This window comes from Kitasatospora sp. NPDC001664, assembly GCF_053596675.1.
This window is the reverse complement of sequence record NZ_JBSFGS010000019.1, coordinates 86,300-103,689: the sequence shown is the minus strand read 5'-3', so window position 1 is coordinate 103,689 and position 17,390 is coordinate 86,300. Positions and strand designations below refer to the sequence as shown.

Annotated in this window: 7 protein-coding genes; all 7 read left to right on the top strand. The window is 72.2% G+C overall.

Annotated features, from left to right (window positions below):
• Window positions 1–17 precede the first annotated feature (17 nt).
• The 7 genes from lgt (at window position 18) to ACWCYY_RS25650 (ending at window position 17,320) form a co-directional block, all read left to right on the top strand.
• On the top strand, window positions 18–965 hold the full coding sequence (gene lgt / locus ACWCYY_RS25680; RefSeq protein ID WP_345284323.1) for a prolipoprotein diacylglyceryl transferase: 948 nt from the start codon (window positions 18–20) through the stop codon (window positions 963–965).
• A 204-nt stretch (window positions 966–1,169) separates the two neighbouring features.
• The gene (locus tag ACWCYY_RS25675) at window positions 1,170–1,871 is read left to right on the top strand and encodes a VIT1/CCC1 transporter family protein (RefSeq protein ID WP_345284363.1); all 702 of its coding nucleotides are present in this window, start codon (window positions 1,170–1,172) and stop codon (window positions 1,869–1,871) included.
• 417 nt (window positions 1,872–2,288) lie between these two features.
• The gene (gltB, locus tag ACWCYY_RS25670) at window positions 2,289–6,872 is read left to right on the top strand and encodes a glutamate synthase large subunit (protein ID WP_345284362.1); all 4,584 of its coding nucleotides are present in this window, start codon (window positions 2,289–2,291) and stop codon (window positions 6,870–6,872) included.
• Window positions 6,865–8,325: a glutamate synthase subunit beta gene (locus tag ACWCYY_RS25665; protein ID WP_345284321.1), complete on the top strand. Its 1,461-nt coding sequence runs from the start codon at window positions 6,865–6,867 to the stop codon at window positions 8,323–8,325. Before gltB ends, ACWCYY_RS25665 begins: the two co-directional genes overlap by 8 nt.
• 542 nt (window positions 8,326–8,867) lie before the next feature.
• Window positions 8,868–9,122 carry an acyl carrier protein gene (locus ACWCYY_RS25660; RefSeq protein WP_345284319.1) on the top strand — a complete coding sequence of 85 codons (255 nt, stop codon included), beginning with the start codon at window positions 8,868–8,870 and terminating at the stop codon, window positions 9,120–9,122.
• Window positions 9,109–9,954, top strand: a complete 846-nt coding sequence (locus tag ACWCYY_RS25655; protein WP_449797371.1) for an alpha/beta fold hydrolase — start codon at window positions 9,109–9,111, stop codon at window positions 9,952–9,954. Before ACWCYY_RS25660 ends, ACWCYY_RS25655 begins: the two co-directional genes overlap by 14 nt.
• 130 nt (window positions 9,955–10,084) lie before the next feature.
• A complete protein-coding gene (locus ACWCYY_RS25650; protein WP_449797370.1) occupies window positions 10,085–17,320 on the top strand; it encodes an SDR family NAD(P)-dependent oxidoreductase in 7,236 nt (2,411 codons plus the stop codon).
• The last annotated feature ends 70 nt before the right edge of the window (window positions 17,321–17,390 follow it).

Below are 17,390 nucleotides of genomic sequence, written 5' to 3'. Positions count from 1 at the left end.
GTAGCGTCGACCCTGCCATGGATCTCGCATACATTCCGAGCCCGTCGCGGGGCGTCCTCTACCTGGGGCCGGTCCCGCTGCGCGCCTACGCGTTCTGCATCATCATCGGTGTCGTCGTGGCCGTCTGGCTCGGCAGCAAGCGCTGGGTCGCCAGGGGCGGCGCCAAGCACACCGTCGGGGACATCGCCGTCTGGGCGGTGCCGTTCGGCCTGGTGGGCGGCCGCCTCTACCACGTGATCACCGACAACCAGCTGTACTTCGGGGAGGACCGGAACCCGGTCGACGCCCTGAAGATCTGGGAGGGCGGCCTCGGAATCTGGGGCGCGATCGCCTTCGGTGCCGTCGGCGCCTGGATCGGCGCCCGCCGCCGGGGCGTGCCGCTGCCCGCCTACGCCGACGCGATCGCCCCGGGCATCGCGCTGGCCCAGGCCTGCGGTCGCTGGGGCAACTGGTTCAACCAGGAGCTGTACGGCCGGGCCACCGACCTGCCGTGGGGCCTGGAGATCCACAAGGTCGAGGCGGACGGCACCGTGGTGGACGGGGTCTTCCACCCGACCTTCCTCTACGAGTCGCTCTGGTGCGTCGGCGTCGCGCTGCTGGTGATCTGGGCGGACAAGCGCTTCACCCTCGGCCACGGCCGGGCCTTCGCGATCTACGTCGCCGCGTACAGCGTCGGCCGCTTCTGGATCGAGGGGATGCGGATCGACGAGGCGCACCACTTCCTGGGCCTGCGCCTGAACGAGTGGACCGCGATCCTCACCTTCGTCGCCGCGATCGTCTACCTGGTGGTGGTCGGCAGGCTGCGCCCCGGCCGGGAGGCTCCGGACAGCATCGACCCGGCCTCGAACGTGGGCGAACTGACGGTGTCCGCACCGGAGTCCGCCACCGGCGACCAGACCCCCGCCGAGACGCCGGCCGAGGCCCCCGCCGAATCGGACCGACCGGAGCCCGGCACCAAGGCCTGACCTGCGACTCCCCAACTCCTCGGCCGCCCGCACCGCTTGGTGCAGGGCGGCCGAAGTCGTGTTCGGGAAGCCTTACTTTGCTGGAAAGCCCCGATACATCGGACTACCTTTCAAATCGTCACGAGAAGACCGCAACCACCTTCCTGAGGGGGGCTATTCGCCATGGCCGCGACCATTGCCGAGCCGATCGCCGAGGAGAACCCGATGCCGCGCATCCCGGCCGAGGGGCACCACCGGGACGTCAACGGCGGCTGGCTGCGTCCGGCGGTCTTCGGCGCCATGGACGGCCTGGTTTCCAACTTCGCGCTGATGACCGGTGTGGTCGGCGGCGCCGCCTCGCCGGGCACGGTGATCATCACCGGGCTGGCCGGCCTGGCCGCCGGGGCCTGCTCGATGGCGGCGGGGGAGTACACCTCGGTGGCCTCCCAGCGCGAGCTGGTCGAGGCCGAGATCGAGGCCGAGCGGCTGGAGCTGCGCCGCAACCCGCAGGGCGAGCTGGCCGAGCTGGCCGAGCTCTACGTCTCGCGCGGGGTGGAGCCCGAGCTGGCCAAGGAGGTGGCCCGGCAGCTCTCCGCCGACCCGGAGCAGGCGCTGGAGGTGCACGCCCGCGAGGAGCTCGGGGTGGACCCGACCGACCTGCCCTCCCCGATGGTGGCGGCGGTCTCCTCCTTCCTCTGCTTCGCGGCCGGCGCGCTGCTCCCGCTGCTGCCCTACCTGCTGGGCGCCACCTCGCTGGCCCCGGCCCTGGTGCTCTCGCTGATCGGCCTGTTCCTGTGCGGCGCGGTGGTGGCCCGGGTGACGGCCCGCACCTGGTGGTTCAGCGGCCTGCGCCAGCTGGTGCTGGGCGGTGCCGCGGCGGCCGTGACCTTCGGGCTGGGCGCGCTGATCGGCGGCCAGATCGGCTGACCGGGCGAGCATGGTTATGACATTGCACACATGGTTCTGCGGGCCGACCTGCGCAGATCCCGGCCGAGCCGTGGTCCGGCCGCAGAATCTCATGCCGCGCTCGCCGATCGACGCAGGATTCGCAGGGCACCCGTTCTCGACATGTGGACAGGGAATTACGCCCCTGTTTCGTCCTCGGGGGCAGGGGGCACACTGGTGGGGGCACGCGGCCGAGAGCACGCCTCCGGCCCGTCCCCGATACGTCAGGTTGAGCGCCCTGACCAGGGCGGACTGTCCGCACTGTGGACGAGAAATCCCACTGTCCGGTCAGTCCGACATCATGTAACCTGCACGAAATCGCATGAGGGCCAACGTCGTCCCTACTGCACCAAGCACTTGCCAGAGACGACGACGGGAGAGCCGATGCTGTCTGCATCCATGCACTCCGCCAACGAGCCCGGTCAGGCCGCCGCGCGGCCTTACGCGCTCGTTCCGGATGCGCGACCCACTGCTCAGGGCCTGTACGACCCGCGTAACGAGCACGACGCCTGCGGCGTCGGTTTCGTCGCCACGCTGACCGGCATCGCCGACCACACGATCGTCGACCAGGCGCTGACCGTCCTGCGCAACCTGGAGCACCGAGGCGCCACCGGCGCCGAGCCGGACTCCGGTGACGGCGCGGGCATCCTGACCCAGGTGCCGGACGCGTTCCTGCGCTCCAAGGTCTCCTTCGAGCTCCCCGAGGCCGGCTCCTACGCCGTCGGCATCGCCTTCCTGCCGGACGAGGACGCCGCCGACGCGGCCGCCGTCGCGCAGATCGAGGCCATCGCCGCCGAGGAGGACCTGACCGTCCTCGGCTGGCGCGAGGTGCCGGTCACCCCCGACCTGCTCGGCGCCACCGCCCGTTCGGTGATGCCGCGCTTCCGCCAGCTCTTCGTCACCGGCGAGGGCAAGAGCGGGATCGCGCTGGACCGGGTCGCCTTCGTCGTCCGCAAGCGCGCCGAGCGCGAGGCCGGGGTGTACTTCCCCTCGCTCTCCGCCCGGACCATCGTCTACAAGGGCATGCTGACCACCGGTCAGCTGGAGCCCTTCTTCCCCGACCTGTCGGACCGGCTCTTCGCCTCCGCCATCGGCCTGGTGCACTCGCGGTTCTCCACGAACACCTTCCCGAGCTGGCCGCTGGCCCACCCGTACCGCTTCGTCGCCCACAACGGTGAGATCAACACCGTCAAGGGCAACCGGAACTGGATGACGGCCCGTGAGTCCCAGCTGGCCACCGACCTGATCCCGGGCGACCTGAACCGGATCTTCCCGATCTGCACCCCGGACCACTCCGACTCGGCCTCCTTCGACGAGGTCCTGGAGCTGCTCCACCTGGGCGGCCGCTCGCTGCCGCACTCGGTGCTGATGATGATCCCGGAGGCGTGGGAGAACCACGCCACCATGGAGCCGGCCCGCCGCGCCTTCTACCAGTACCACTCCAACCTGATGGAGCCCTGGGACGGCCCGGCCTGCGTGACCTTCACCGACGGCACCCAGATCGGCGCGGTCCTGGACCGCAACGGCCTGCGCCCGGCCCGGTACTGGGTCACCGAGGACGGCCTCGTGGTGCTCTCCTCCGAGGTCGGCGTGCTCGACATCGACCAGGAGAAGGTGACCCGCAAGGGCCGCCTGCAGCCGGGCAAGATGTTCCTCATCGACACCGCCGAGGGCCGGATCGTCGAGGACGAGGAGATCAAGTCCGCGCTGGCCGACGAGCACCCGTACCAGGAGTGGGTGGCCGCCGGGCAGATCGAGCTCAAGGCGCTGCCCGAGCGCGAGCACATCCACCACACCCACGCCTCGGTGACGCGCCGTCAGCAGACCTTCGGCTACACCGAGGAGGAGCTGCGGGTCATCCTGGCCCCGATGGCCAAGACCGGCGGCGAGGCGCTCGGCTCGATGGGCACCGACAGCCCGATCGCGGCGCTGTCCGAGAAGCCCCGGCTGCTCTTCGACTACTTCGTGCAGCTCTTCGCGCAGGTCACCAACCCGCCGCTGGACGCCATCCGCGAGGAGCTCGTCACCTCGCTGCTGTCCAACCTCGGGCCGGAGGGCAACCTGCTCTCCACCACCTCCGCGCACTGCCGCTCGATCGGCATCACCTTCCCGGTGATCGACAACGACGAGCTGGCCAAGCTGACCCACGTCAACCAGGACGGCGACCAGCCGGGCCTCAAGGCCGTCACGCTGTCGGGCCTCTACAAGGTCGCCGGCGGCGGCGAGGCGCTGGCCGCCCGGCTCGCGGCCATCGCGGCCGAGGCCGACGCGGCGATCGCCGACGGTGCCCGGATCATCCTGCTGTCGGACCGTCACTCCGACGCCGAGCACGCGCCGATCCCCTCGCTGCTGCTCACCTCCGCGGTGCACCACCACCTGATCCGCACCAAGCAGCGCACCCAGGTGTCGCTGCTGGTCGAGGCCGGTGACGTCCGCGAGGTGCACCACGTCGCGCTGCTGATCGGCTACGGCGCCGGCGCGGTCAACCCGTACCTGGCCATGGAGTCGGTCGAGGACCTGGTCGAGCAGGGCGTCTTCATCCAGGGCATCGAGCCCGAGAAGGCGATCAAGAACCTGATCAAGGCGCTCGGCAAGGGCGTCCTGAAGGTGATGTCCAAGATGGGCATCTCCACCGTCGCCTCCTACCGCGGCGCCCAGGTCTTCGAGGCCATCGGCCTCGACCAGGCCACCGTGGACGCCTACTTCGCGGGCACCACCACCAAGCTCGGCGGCATCGGCCTGGCCGAGGTCGCCAAGGAGGTGGCCGCGCGCCACGCCAAGGCGTACCCGGCCTCCGGCATCTCCGCCGCGCACCGCGCGCTGGAGATCGGCGGCGAGTACCAGTGGCGCCGCGAGGGCGAGCCGCACCTGTTCGACCCGGACACCGTCTTCCGGCTGCAGCACTCGACCCGCTCGCGCCGCTACGACATCTTCAAGCAGTACACCGAGCGGGTGAACTCCCAGTCCGAGCGCCTGATGACGCTGCGCGGCCTGTTCAAGTTCGACGCCAAGGGCCGTGCGCCGATCTCCGTCGACGAGGTCGAGCCGGTCTCCGAGATCGTCAAGCGCTTCTCCACCGGCGCCATGTCGTACGGCTCCATCTCGATGGAGGCGCACGAGACGCTGGCCATCGCGATGAACCGCCTCGGCGGCAAGTCCAACACCGGTGAGGGCGGCGAGGACCCGGAGCGCCTGTACGACCCGGAGCGCCGCTCGGCGATCAAGCAGGTCGCCTCCGGCCGCTTCGGCGTCACCTCCGAGTACCTGGTGAACGCGGACGACATCCAGATCAAGATGGCCCAGGGCGCCAAGCCCGGCGAGGGCGGCCAGCTGCCCGGCCACAAGGTCTACCCGTGGGTGGCCCGGACCCGGCACTCCACCCCGGGCGTCGGTCTGATCTCGCCGCCGCCGCACCACGACATCTACTCCATCGAGGACCTGGCTCAGCTGATCCACGACCTCAAGAACGCCAACCCGGACGCCCGCATCCACGTGAAGCTGGTCTCCGAGGTCGGCGTCGGCACCGTCGCGGCGGGCGTCTCCAAGGCGCACGCGGACGTGGTGCTGGTCTCCGGCCACGACGGCGGCACCGGCGCCTCGCCGCTCACCTCGCTCAAGCACGCGGGCGGTCCCTGGGAGCTCGGCCTGGCCGAGACCCAGCAGACCCTGCTGCTGAACGGGCTGCGCGACCGGATCGTGGTCCAGACGGACGGTCAGCTCAAGACCGGCCGCGACGTGGTCATCGCCGCCCTGCTGGGCGCCGAGGAGTTCGGCTTCGCCACCGCCCCGCTGGTGGTCTCCGGCTGCATCATGATGCGGGTCTGCCACCTGGACACCTGCCCGGTCGGCGTCGCCACCCAGAACCCGGTGCTGCGCGAGCGCTTCTCCGGCAAGCCCGAGTTCGTGGTGAACTTCTTCGAGTTCATCGCGGAGGAGGTCCGGGAGATCCTGGCCGAGCTGGGCTTCCGCTCCATCGAGGAGGCGGTCGGCCACGCCGAGCACATCGACGCCGCCGACGCGATCACCCACTGGAAGGCGGCCGGTCTCGACCTGGCCCCGCTGTTCCACGTGCCCGAGCTGCCCGAGGGCGCGGCCCTGCACTGCACCACCACGCAGGACCACGCGCTGGACAAGGCGCTGGACAACCAGCTGATCGCGCTCGCCGAGGACGCGCTGGAGCGCGGCGACTCGGTCCGCATCCAGCTCCCGGTCCGCAACGTCAACCGGACGGTCGGCACCATGCTCGGCCACCAGGTGACGAAGCGTTACCGGGGCGAGGGCCTGCCCGAGGGCACCATCGACGTGACCCTCACCGGTTCGGCCGGCCAGTCCTTCGGCGCCTTCGTGCCCAAGGGCGTGACGCTCCGTCTGGAGGGCGACGCCAACGACTACGTGGGCAAGGGCCTCTCCGGCGGCGTGGTCATCGTCCGCCCGGCGCGGGACGCGGCCGCCATCGGCGCCGACGCCCAGAACCACGTGATCGCGGGCAACACCATCGGCTACGGCGCCACCTCGGGCCGGATCCACCTGCGCGGCAAGGCCGGCGAGCGCTTCGCCGTCCGCAACTCCGGTGCCACCCTGGTGGTCGAGGGCGTGGGCGACCACGGCCTGGAGTACATGACCGGCGGGCGGGTCGTCATCCTGGGCGAGACCGGCCGCAACCTGGCGGCGGGCATGTCCGGTGGCATCGCCTACGTGCTGGACCTGCGCCCGGCCAACGTGAACGACGGCATGGTGGGCATCGAGGCCCCCTCGGCCGACGACCGCGAGTGGCTGCGCGAGACCGTCCAGCAGCACTACGAGGAGACCGGCTCCACCGTCGCCGCCGAGCTCCTGGCTGACTGGGGCAGCGGGGTCTCCCGCTTCTCCAAGATCATGCCGACCGACTACAAGGCTGTGCTCGCCGCCAAGGACGCCGCTGAGCGCGATGGCCTCTCCGAGGCCGAGACCACTCGCAAGATGATGGAGGCGGCACATGGCTGACCCCAAGGGCTTCCTGACCACGCCCAAGCAGCTGGCCGAGCGCCGTCCCGTGGACGTCCGTCTGCGGGACTGGAACGAGGTCTACGTCGAGCGCAGCCTCCTGCCGATCATCACCAAGCAGGCCGGCCGCTGCATGGACTGCGGCATCCCGTTCTGCCACAACGGCTGCCCGCTCGGGAACCTCATCCCCGAGTGGAACGACCTGGCCTTCCGGGACGACTGGAAGGGCGCCATCGAGCGCCTGCACGCGACCAACAACTTCCCGGAGTTCACCGGGCGGCTGTGCCCCGCGCCGTGCGAGTCGGCCTGTGTCCTGGGCATCAACCAGGACGCGGTGACCATCAAGAACGTCGAGGTCACCATCATCGACAAGGCCTGGGACAACGGCGGGGTCACCCCGCAGGTCCCCGAGCGCCTGTCGGGCAAGACCGTCGCCGTGGTCGGTTCCGGCCCGGCCGGTCTGGCCGTGGCCCAGCAGCTCACCCGGGCCGGCCACACCGTGGTGGTGTACGAGCGCGCGGACCGGATCGGCGGCCTGCTGCGGTACGGCATCCCCGAGTTCAAGATGGAGAAGCGCCACATCAACCGCCGCATCGAGCAGATGCGCGCGGAGGGCACCCGCTTCCGCACCGGCGTCAGCGTCGGCGAGGACATCACCGGCCAGCAGCTGCGCGAGCGCTTCGACGCCGTGGTGGTCGCCGCCGGTGCCACCACCGCCCGCGACCTCCCCGTCCCCGGGCGGGAGTTGAAGGGCATCCACCAGGCGATGGAGTACCTGCCGCTGGCCAACAAGGTGCAGGAGGGCGACTTCGTCGAGCCCCCCATCTCGGCCAAGGGCAAGCACGTCATCGTGATCGGCGGCGGTGACACCGGCGCCGACTGCCTGGGCACCGCGCTGCGCCAGGGGGCCGCCTCGGTCACCCAGCTGGAGATCATGCCGCGCCCCAGCGACGACCGGCCGGCCGGCCAGCCCTGGCCGACCATGCCGATGACCTACAAGGTCACCTCCGCGCACGAGGAGGGCGGTGAGCGCGTCTACGCCGTGAACACCACCCACTTCACCGGCGACGAGGACGGGAACGTGGCCGAACTCCACCTGGTGGAGGTCGAGTTCAAGGACGGCCGGTTCGAGCCGGTGCCGGGCACCGAGCGGGCCATCCCGGCCCAGCTGGTCACCCTGGCGATGGGCTTCACGGGTACGGACGTGAAGAACGGCCTGGTCGAGCAGCTCGGTGTCGAGCTGGACGCCCGGGGCAACGTGAACCGGGACGCCAAGTTCGCCACCAACGTGGACGGCGTGTACGTCTGCGGCGACGCCGGCCGCGGCCAGTCGCTGATCGTCTGGGCCATCGCGGAGGGCCGTTCGGCCGCCGCCGCGGTGGACAAGTACCTGGGCGGCAAGACCCCGCTGCCCGCCCCGATCCGCCCGACCGACCGCCCGCTGGTGGTCTGACCACTTCCGGTGGTCACCTTCAAATCCCTCACCAGAAACCGCCGGACGCCTTTGGTTCGGCTGCTTTAACCGCCTGCCCGTCAGAGCCGCCGGGCTCATGCGGTCCCTACGGCGCCTGCTCCCTCCCCGACCAAGTGGGGAGCAGGCGCCGTTTCTTGCGTTTCCGTCAGGTTAATGACAGGTAGAAGCTGTACGTTCGCTGGATGCGCACGGGAACCTGACGATGACCGCCGTACCCTTTCCGGGTTCGCCCCCGATGTGACGTACGGAGTCCTGCTGGTCCGTCAGATTCTGGCTGGTCAAGTTAGTTGACGGTTGAATGTCAGGTTCCTTTCGGATGTGATGGGCCGCAGTGGTGAGCGAGCCGGGTTCGAATTCGACGGCCCACGCTGCCACTTCCTTTCGGTGCCCCACGCCCGAGTCCTGTCACCGCATCCGGACCAGCCCGGCCCAATTGGGCGGTCCAGCGTATCCGAAACACGTCAAAGCGGCACCGGTCCATTTCTGGCCGTTGCCGGAAGGAAGGACCAACTGTGGCTCAAGTGACGGCAGTTGAGGCTCAAGACTGGCTGATCGAGAAGATCGCCCACCGGCTCGGATCCACGCCGGACCAGGTCTCGCCGGAGCAGTACTTCGACGAGCTGGACCTGGACTCCACCGAGGCGCTGATCCTGGCCGGGGAGATGGAGAGCTGGCTCGGCTTCGAGCTCGGCACCACCACCCTCTGGTACCACCCGACCATCAAGGACCTGGCGGCCCACATCGCGGAGGAGTGCAGCCGGCGTGCAGCCGCGTAGAAGCGGGCCCGCCCTGGTCCTGCCGCTGCGCCCGGCCGGACCGGGCGGCCGCACCGTCCACCTGGTGCACCCCGGGGCGCTGGCCGCCCAGGTGCACCACACCCTGGCCGAGGCCCTGCCGGACGGGACCGGGCTGACCGTGCTGGACCTCTCCGCCCTGCCCGAGTACGGCGAGGCCGCCCTCACCGGCGGCCGGGCCGAGACCACCGTCGGGGCGCTCGCCGAGCGGCTGACCGCCGAACTGGGGGACGGCCAAGTCACCCTGCTGGGTTGGTCGTTCGGCGGCGTGGTGGCCCAGGCCATGGTGGAGCTGCTGCCCGCCGAGCGGCGCCCGGAGCAGTTGGTCCTGTTGGACAGCATCGCGCCCACCGAGGAGTACCAGCAGCCCGACGAGGCACTCGAACCGCCGCTCCTGCTGGGCTGGTTCGCCATGTACCTGGGGGCCAAGCGCGGCCGCCCGGTGCCGATCGACCCGGGGGCGCTGGCCGGCCTCGGGACGGACCAGGGCCTGCCCCTCGTCCTGGACGCCGCCACCGCGAGCGGCGCCCTGCTGCCGGACACCCCTCTGCCCGGCCTGCGCAAGCTCTACGACACCTACGTGGACGGCCTGTTGCGCAACAACCGGCTCACCGCCCCGCACCGGCCGGAGCCGTCGAGCGTCCCGTTGGTCCTGGTCAAGGCCGAACAGAGCCTGATCCCGGAGGACCCGACGCTCGGCTGGCAGCCGCTCGCCCCACGCGGGCTCGGCCTGGCGGTGGTCCCCGGGGACCACTACACGATGCTCACCCGACCGGACGCCGCCCGGGCCGTCGCCCGCCTGCTCGACCTCTGAGCGCCGGGCCGCTCCGGCCCACCCGAGGCCCCGCTCCGCGTACCAGACCGCGCAACCGCCCCGCCCCAGCCCTTCGCCGGGCCCGGGCCGGGCGGCAGACCCGGCCATCCGAGACCAAGAGAGCCCCGCCGTGAACCCTTCGCAGCCAGCGCACTCCCCGAAGCACACTCCCCTCGAAGCCGGCAGACCGAGCGACCGCGAGCTCGACCGCCGCCTCGCCAACGACCCGATCGCCATCGTCGGCATGTCCGCCCTGTACCCCAAGTCCCGTGACCTGCGGGAGTTCTGGTCCAACGTGGTGGCGGCCGCCGACTGCATCGAGGAGGTCCCCGCCGACCACTGGGACCTGGACGAGCACTACGACCCGGACCCGAACGCGCCGGACAAGACCTACTCCCGGCACGGCGGCTTCATCCCCACCGTGGAGTTCAACCCGCTGGAGTTCGGCCTGCCGCCGAACACCCTGGAGGTCACCGACGTCCTCCAGCTGCTCAGCCTGATGGTCGCCCGCGACCTGCTGAAGCACGCCGGGGCCGACCAGGGCTGGTACGACCCGTCCCGCACCGGCGTGGTGCTCGGGGTCACCGGCGCCAACCAGCTCACCCAGCCGCTCTCGGCCCGTCTGCAGACCCCGGTCATCAAGGAGGTGGCCCGCAGCGTCGGGCTCTCCGAGCAGGACGCCGAGGAGATCGCGGAGAAGTTCAAGCTGGCCTTCGCGCCCTGGGAGGAGAACTCCTTCCCCGGCATGCTGGGCAACGTGGTGGCCGGCCGGGTGGCCAACCGCCTCGACCTCGGCGGCATCAACATGACCATCGACGCCGCCTGCGCCTCCTCGCTCGGTGCGGTGAAGTCCGCGATCAGCGAGCTGATCGAGGGCCGCTCCGACACCATGCTGGTCGGCGGCTGCGACGCCGAGAACACCATCTTCATGTACCTCTGCTTCGCCAAGACCCCGGCCTTCTCCAAGGCCGGCCGCATCCGGCCCTTCGACAAGGAGGCCGACGGCACCCTGATCGGCGAGGGCATCGGCATGCTGGCGCTGCGCCGCCTCGCCGACGCCGAGCGCGACGGCAACACCATCTACGCCGTGATCAAGGGCATCGGCGCCTCCAGCGACGGCCGCTTCAAGTCCATCTACGCGCCGCGCAAGGAGGGCCAGATGACGGCCCTGCGGCGGGCCTACCAGGACGCGGACTGCACGCCCGAGAGCATCGAGCTGTTCGAGGCGCACGGCACCGGCACCGCGGTCGGCGACGCCACCGAGCTCTCCGCGCTGGCGGCCGTGGTCGCCGAGTCCACCGAGGCCCGGCAGTTCGCCGCCGTCGGCAGCGTCAAGTCCCAGATCGGGCACACCAAGGCGGCCGCCGGCGCGGCCGGTCTGATCAAGCTCTCGATGGCCCTGCACCACAAGCTGCTGCCGCCCACCATCAACGTGGACGAGCCCAACCCGGCCATCGACTTCGAGAACAGCCCGTTCTACGTCAACACCGAGACCCGGCCGTGGATCCGCGACCCGGAGCGGGAGCGCCGTCGGGCGGCGATCTCCTCCTTCGGCTTCGGCGGCACCAACTTCCACGTGGTGCTGGAGGAGTACGGCGACGGCGAGGACCTCAAGGTGCTCTTCCCGGTCGCCCGGGTGCACCACTGGCACGCCGCCACGGCCGGCGAGCTGGCCGGGGCGCTGAACGGGCCGGAGTCGGTGGAGGCGGCTCCGGCCGGGCACGCGCGGATCGCGCTGGTCGCCCGGACGGCGGAGGAGCTGGCCGAGCTGCGCGCGCTGGCCGCCGCCGAGCTGGCCGCCAAGCCGGGCGTGACCGAGTGGGCGCACCCCAAGGGCGTCTACTTCCGTTCCACCGCAGGGGAGTTCGGCAAGGTCGGCGCGCTCTTCGCGGGCCAGGGGAGCCAGTACGTCAACCCGGGCCACCGGGCCGTGCTCGCCGTCCCGCCGCTGCGGGCCGCCTTCGACGCCGCCAACCGCCGCTTCTCCGGCGCCGAGCCGCTCTCCCGGGTGGCCTTCCCGCCGCCGGCCTTCGACCCGGCCTCGCGCGGCGGTCAGGAGGAGGCGCTGCGCCGCACCGAGTACGCGCAGCCCGCGATCGGCGCGCTGGCGGCCGGCCAGTTCCGCTACCTGAGCGACCTCGGCTTCGCCGCCGAGGGCCACCTCGGCCACAGCTTCGGCGAGTTGACCGCCCTCTGGGCGGCCGGGGCGCTGGACGACGAGGCCTTCTTCGGCCTGGCCCGGGCCCGGGGCGCCGCGATGGCGCCGCCCGCCGAGGCCGGGTTCGACCCCGGTGCGATGGCCGCGCTCAGCGCGGACGACCAGCAGGTCGCCGAGCTGCTGGCCGCCCGCGACGGCGTGGTGGTCTGCAACCGCAACGCGGCCGACCAGATCGTGGTCGGCGGCGGCACCGCCGAGATCGAGGCCCTGGTGGCGGCGGCGAAGGCCGCCGGTGTGCGGGCCAGCCGGCTGCCGGTCTCGGCCGCCTTCCACACCCCGTACGTGGCGCACGCGGTGGAGGCCTTCCGCGCGAGCGTCGAGCAGGTCGAGGTGCGCGAGCCGCGCGGCCCGGTGTACGCCAACACCCCGGGTGCGGTCTACGGCGCGGACGTCGCGGCCAACCGGGCCGTGCTGGCCGAGCAGTTGGTCAACCCCGTGCACTTCGCCGACCGGGTCGAGGAGATGTACGCGGCCGGGTTCCGCACCTTCGTGGAGTTCGGCCCGAAGGGTGTGCTCACCCAGCTGGTCCGCCGCATCCTCGGTGAACGCCCGCATCAGGCTGTTCAGTTGGACCCGGGCCCGGGCGGTGACGCCGACGTCGCGCTGAAGCGCGCGGTGGCGCAGCTGCTGGTGCTCGGCCTGCCGCTCACCGCGGCCGACCCGTACGTGGCGGCCGAGACGGCGGAGGAGGCCGGGAAGAAGGGCATGGCGGTGCCGCTGAACGGCATCAACCACGTGTCCGAGCAGCGCAAGGCCGCCTACAAGGAGGCGTTGGAGAACGGCTACCGGGTCTCCACGGCTCCGTCGGCCCCGGCCCCGGCCCAGGCCCCGGCCGCCGCCGCGGTGCCGGCGTCGGCCCCGAAGCCCGCCCCGGCCCCGGCTCCGGTCGCGGCTCCGGCTCCGGTGGTGGCAGCGCCCGTCGCCGTGACGCCCGCTCCGGCACCCGTCGTCGCCCCGGCTCCCGTCGCCGTGCGGCCCGCCGTCCCGGTGGTGCCGGTGGCTGCGCAACCCGCCTCGCCGGTCATACCCCCGGCCGTCCCCGTACCTGCCCAGGAGGCAGCACCCGTGGAGCACGAAAGCCGGTCCGACCGGCTGTCCGAGCTGATCAGTGATCACCTCGCCCTGCACGACGACTACATGAACGGCCAGATGCAGAGCGCCGAGCGGCTCGCCGGTCTGCTGGAGAACGCGGTCGGTCAGGGCCGGCTGGCCGAGGTGCTCGGCGGCGTGACCGCCGTCAAGGAGCACGGCCTCGCCATCGGCCGCACCCACCTGCGGGCCAACGAGATCCTCCGCGACCTCGCCGCCCTGGAGCTCGGCGGCACCCCGGCACCCACCCCTGTGGTGCCGGCCGCCTTCGCCGCTCCGGTCGCCCCGGTGGCCCCGACTGTCGCCGTGCCCGCCCCGGCCCCGGTCGCCCAGGTGGCACCGGCCCCGGCCCCGGTACGGGAGATCGCCCCCGCCCCGGTCGCTCCGGTGGCCGCACTGCCGCCCGCTCCGGTGGCCGCCCCGGCGCCCGTGGTGGCGGCCCCGGCCCCCGTGCAGGCCGCCGCCCCCGTGCAGGCCGCCGCCCCCGTGCAGGCCGCCGCACCGACGGTCGACGTCGCGTCGGCCCTGCTGGCCGTGGTGTCGGCGAAGACCGGCTACCCGATCGACATGCTCGACCTCGGCATGGACGTCGAGGCGGACCTGGGGATCGACTCGATCAAGCGGGTCGAGATCCTGGGTGTGCTCTCCGAGCAGTTCCCGAGCGACACCCACGTGGGCCCGGAGCAGCTGGGTGAGCTGCGCACCCTGGGCCAGATCGTGGAGTTCATGAGTGCCTCCGCTCCGGTGGCTGCGGCTCCGGTGGCTGCGGCTCCGGTCGCCACCGTTCCGGCCGCCGATGTGGCCGGCGCCCTGCTGGCGGTGGTCTCCGCCAAGACGGGCTACCCGGTGGAGATGCTGGACCTGGGCATGGACGTGGAGGCCGACCTCGGCATCGACTCGATCAAGCGGGTCGAGATCCTGGGTGTGCTCTCCGAGCAGTTCCCGAGCGACACGCACATGGGCCCGGAGCAGCTGGGTGAGCTGCGCACCCTGGGCCAGATCGTGGAGTTCATGAGCGCTGCGGCCCCGGCTGCTCCCGCTCCCGCCGCTCCCGCTCCGGTCGCCGCTGTTCCGAGTGCTGATGTCGCGTCGGCGCTGCTGGCGGTGGTGTCGGCGAAGACCGGTTACCCGGTGGAGATGCTGGACCTGGGCATGGACGTCGAGGCGGACCTGGGGATCGACTCGATCAAGCGGGTCGAGATCCTGGGTGTGCTCTCCGAGCAGTTCCCGAGCGACACGCACATGGGCCCCGAGCAGCTCGGTGAGCTCCGCACGCTGGGTCAGATCGTGGAGTTCATGTCCGGTGCCGTTGCTCCGGCCGCCGCGCCGGTCGCCGCTCCGGTCGCTGCCCCGGCGGCTCCCGCCGCCGACGTGGCGGGTGCGCTGCTCGCGGTGGTGTCGGCGAAGACCGGTTACCCGGTGGAGATGCTGGACCTCGGGATGGACGTCGAGGCGGACCTGGGGATCGACTCGATCAAGCGGGTCGAGATCCTGGGTGTGCTCTCCGAGCAGTTCCCGAGCGACACGCACATGGGCCCCGAGCAGCTGGGTGAGCTGCGCACCCTGGGCCAGATCGTCGAGTTCATGTCCGGTACTGTCGCGCCCCAGCCCGTCGCCGCTCCGGTGGTGGAGGCGTCCGCGCCGGTCGCCGCCGTGCTGCCCGGCCGGCTCGGCCGCACGCACGCCACGCTGACCGAACTGCCGCTCCCGGACCGCCTGGTGGGTGCCTACCCGGCCGGCTCCGGCGCGCTGCTGGTGGACGACGGCGGGGAGCTGACCCCGGTGCTGGCCGAGCGGCTGGCCGCCGAGGGCTGGCAGGTGCAGGTGCTGCGGCTGCCCGGGGTGACCCGGGAGGTCGAGGGGGTCCGCAACCTGGCGCTGAACAGCTGGGGCGTCAACGAGCTGGCGGACCGGATCGAGGAGCTGACCCAGGTCCGACTGGCCGTCAACCTGGCCGTCCGCCGGGACGGCGACTGGGCGGACGGCGTGCGCCGGCTGTCCCACGCGCTGCTCACCGCCAAGCACCTGGTCGAGCCGCTGACCCGGGCCGCCGACGGCGGCCGGGCCTGCTTCGCCACCGTGACCCGGCTGGACGGCGGCTTCGGCCTCGCCGGCGTGGACGAGGCGCTGGCCCCGTCCGGCGGGTACGGCGGTCTGGTGAAGACCCTGGCCGTGGAGGCCCCGGAGCTGTTCTGCCGGGCGGTCGACCTGGCTCCGGCCCTGTCGGACGCGGCCGCCGTCGAGCTGCTGCTGGACGAGCTGCTGGACGCCGCCGCCGAGCCGGTGCAGGTCGGCCACGACGGCACCCGCCGGGTGACCCTCGGTCTGCTGACCACCGATCAGCTCCCCGCCACCACCGAGCCGGTGGCCGCGCCGACCTCCGAGGACCTGATCGTGGTCACCGGCGGAGCCCGTGGCATCACCGCCCGCTGCGTGGTCGATCTGGCCGCGACCCACAAGCCCGGCTTCCTGCTGCTCGGCCGCACCGCGCTGGCCGGAGAGCCTGCCTGGGCCCAGGGCATCACCGGGGACGCCGAGTTGAAGGCCGCCGCCGTCGCGCAGCTGCGCACCGCGGGTGAGAAGCCGACCCCGAAGCGGGTCGAGCAGCTGTACCAGGGCGTGGTGGGCGAGCGGGAGATCCGTCGCACGCTGGCCGAGGTGCAGGCGGCCGGGGGCACGGCGGAGTACCTGGCGGTGGACATCACCGACGCCGCCGCCACCGCCAAGGCGCTGGCCCCGTACGCCGCGAAGGTGACCGGTCTGGTGCACGGCGCGGGCGTGCTGGCGGACCAGCTGATCAGCGCCAAGAAGGCCAGCGAGATCGAGCGGGTCTTCGCGCCCAAGCTGACCGGGCTGCGCTCGGTGCTGGACGCGCTGCCGGCCGACGGCCTCAAGCACGTGGTGCTGTTCACCTCGGTGGCCGGGTTCTTCGGCAACCGCGGCCAGTCCGACTACGCGATGGCCAACGAGGCGCTGAACGCCTGGGCGGCCGGTTGGAAGCGCAAGCACCCGCAGGCCCGGGTGACCGCCCTCAACTGGGGCGCCTGGGACAGCGGGATGGTCTCGCCGCAGATCAAGGCGGTGTTCCGGGAGCGCGGCATCACGCTGATCCCGGAGGAGGTCGGCACGGCCCTGTTCACCGGTCAGTTCGCGCCGGAGCGCGGGCAGGACGTGGTGACGGTGCTGGGCCCGACGACGCCGCTCTCGGTCCGCGAGCAGTCGGTGCCGGAGGCGACGGTGCTGGAGCGCCGCCTGGACGTGCTGGCCGGTGACCCGATCGTGGCCGACCACGTGATCGGCGGGGTGCCGGTGCTGCCGGCCGCCGTCGCGCTCGGCTGGGCGGTCGGTGCGGTGGAGCGGCTCAGCGGGGGGACGGTCCGTCAGGTCCGGGACTTCGCCGTGCACAAGGGCGTCACCTTCGACGGCGGTGAGCACGGCAGCTTCCAGCTGGCGGCCTCCCCGGCCGGTGACGGTGCCACCACCGAGGTGGTGATCCGCTCGGTCGCCGCCGACGGTGCGGTCCGTCCGCACTACGCGGCCGGTGTGGTGCTCGGTGCCGACCCGGCGGGCGAGGTGAACCGGCCGAGCATGGCCGGGCTGCCCGCCCTGGGCCGCGGCCGCGACGCGGCCGGCTTCTACGCCGACGGCACGCTCTTCCACGGCGAGGCCCTGCGCGGACTGCGCAAGGTGCTGGCGGAGGACGAGTCCCGGCTGGTTCTGGAGGCGCAGCTGTCCGAACTCCGGCCCGGGAACGGTGCGTTCGGCGCCTCGCTGTACGGCCCCGGCACCGCCGACCTGCTGCTGCAGGCCGCCCTGGTGTGGATGCGGCTCTACCGCTCGACCGCGAGCCTGCCGCTCTCGGTGGCCCGTGCCGAGCTGTTCCAGGCCCTGCCGGACGGTGAGCCCTTCCTGATCGTGGTCGAGCCGGTCTCCGCCAACGGGGTCAGCGCGTCCCTGACGGTCACCGCCTGCGCCCCCGGCGGCCGGGTGCTGGCCCGCTTCGGCGGGATCAGCCTGGTCTCCACCCCGCAGCTGGCCGCCAAGTTCGCCGCCAACTGACGTACCTGGCAACCGGGTCCGGCCGGCCGTCCCCCGTGGGCGGCCGGCCGGGCCCCGGCCCCGTCAGGCT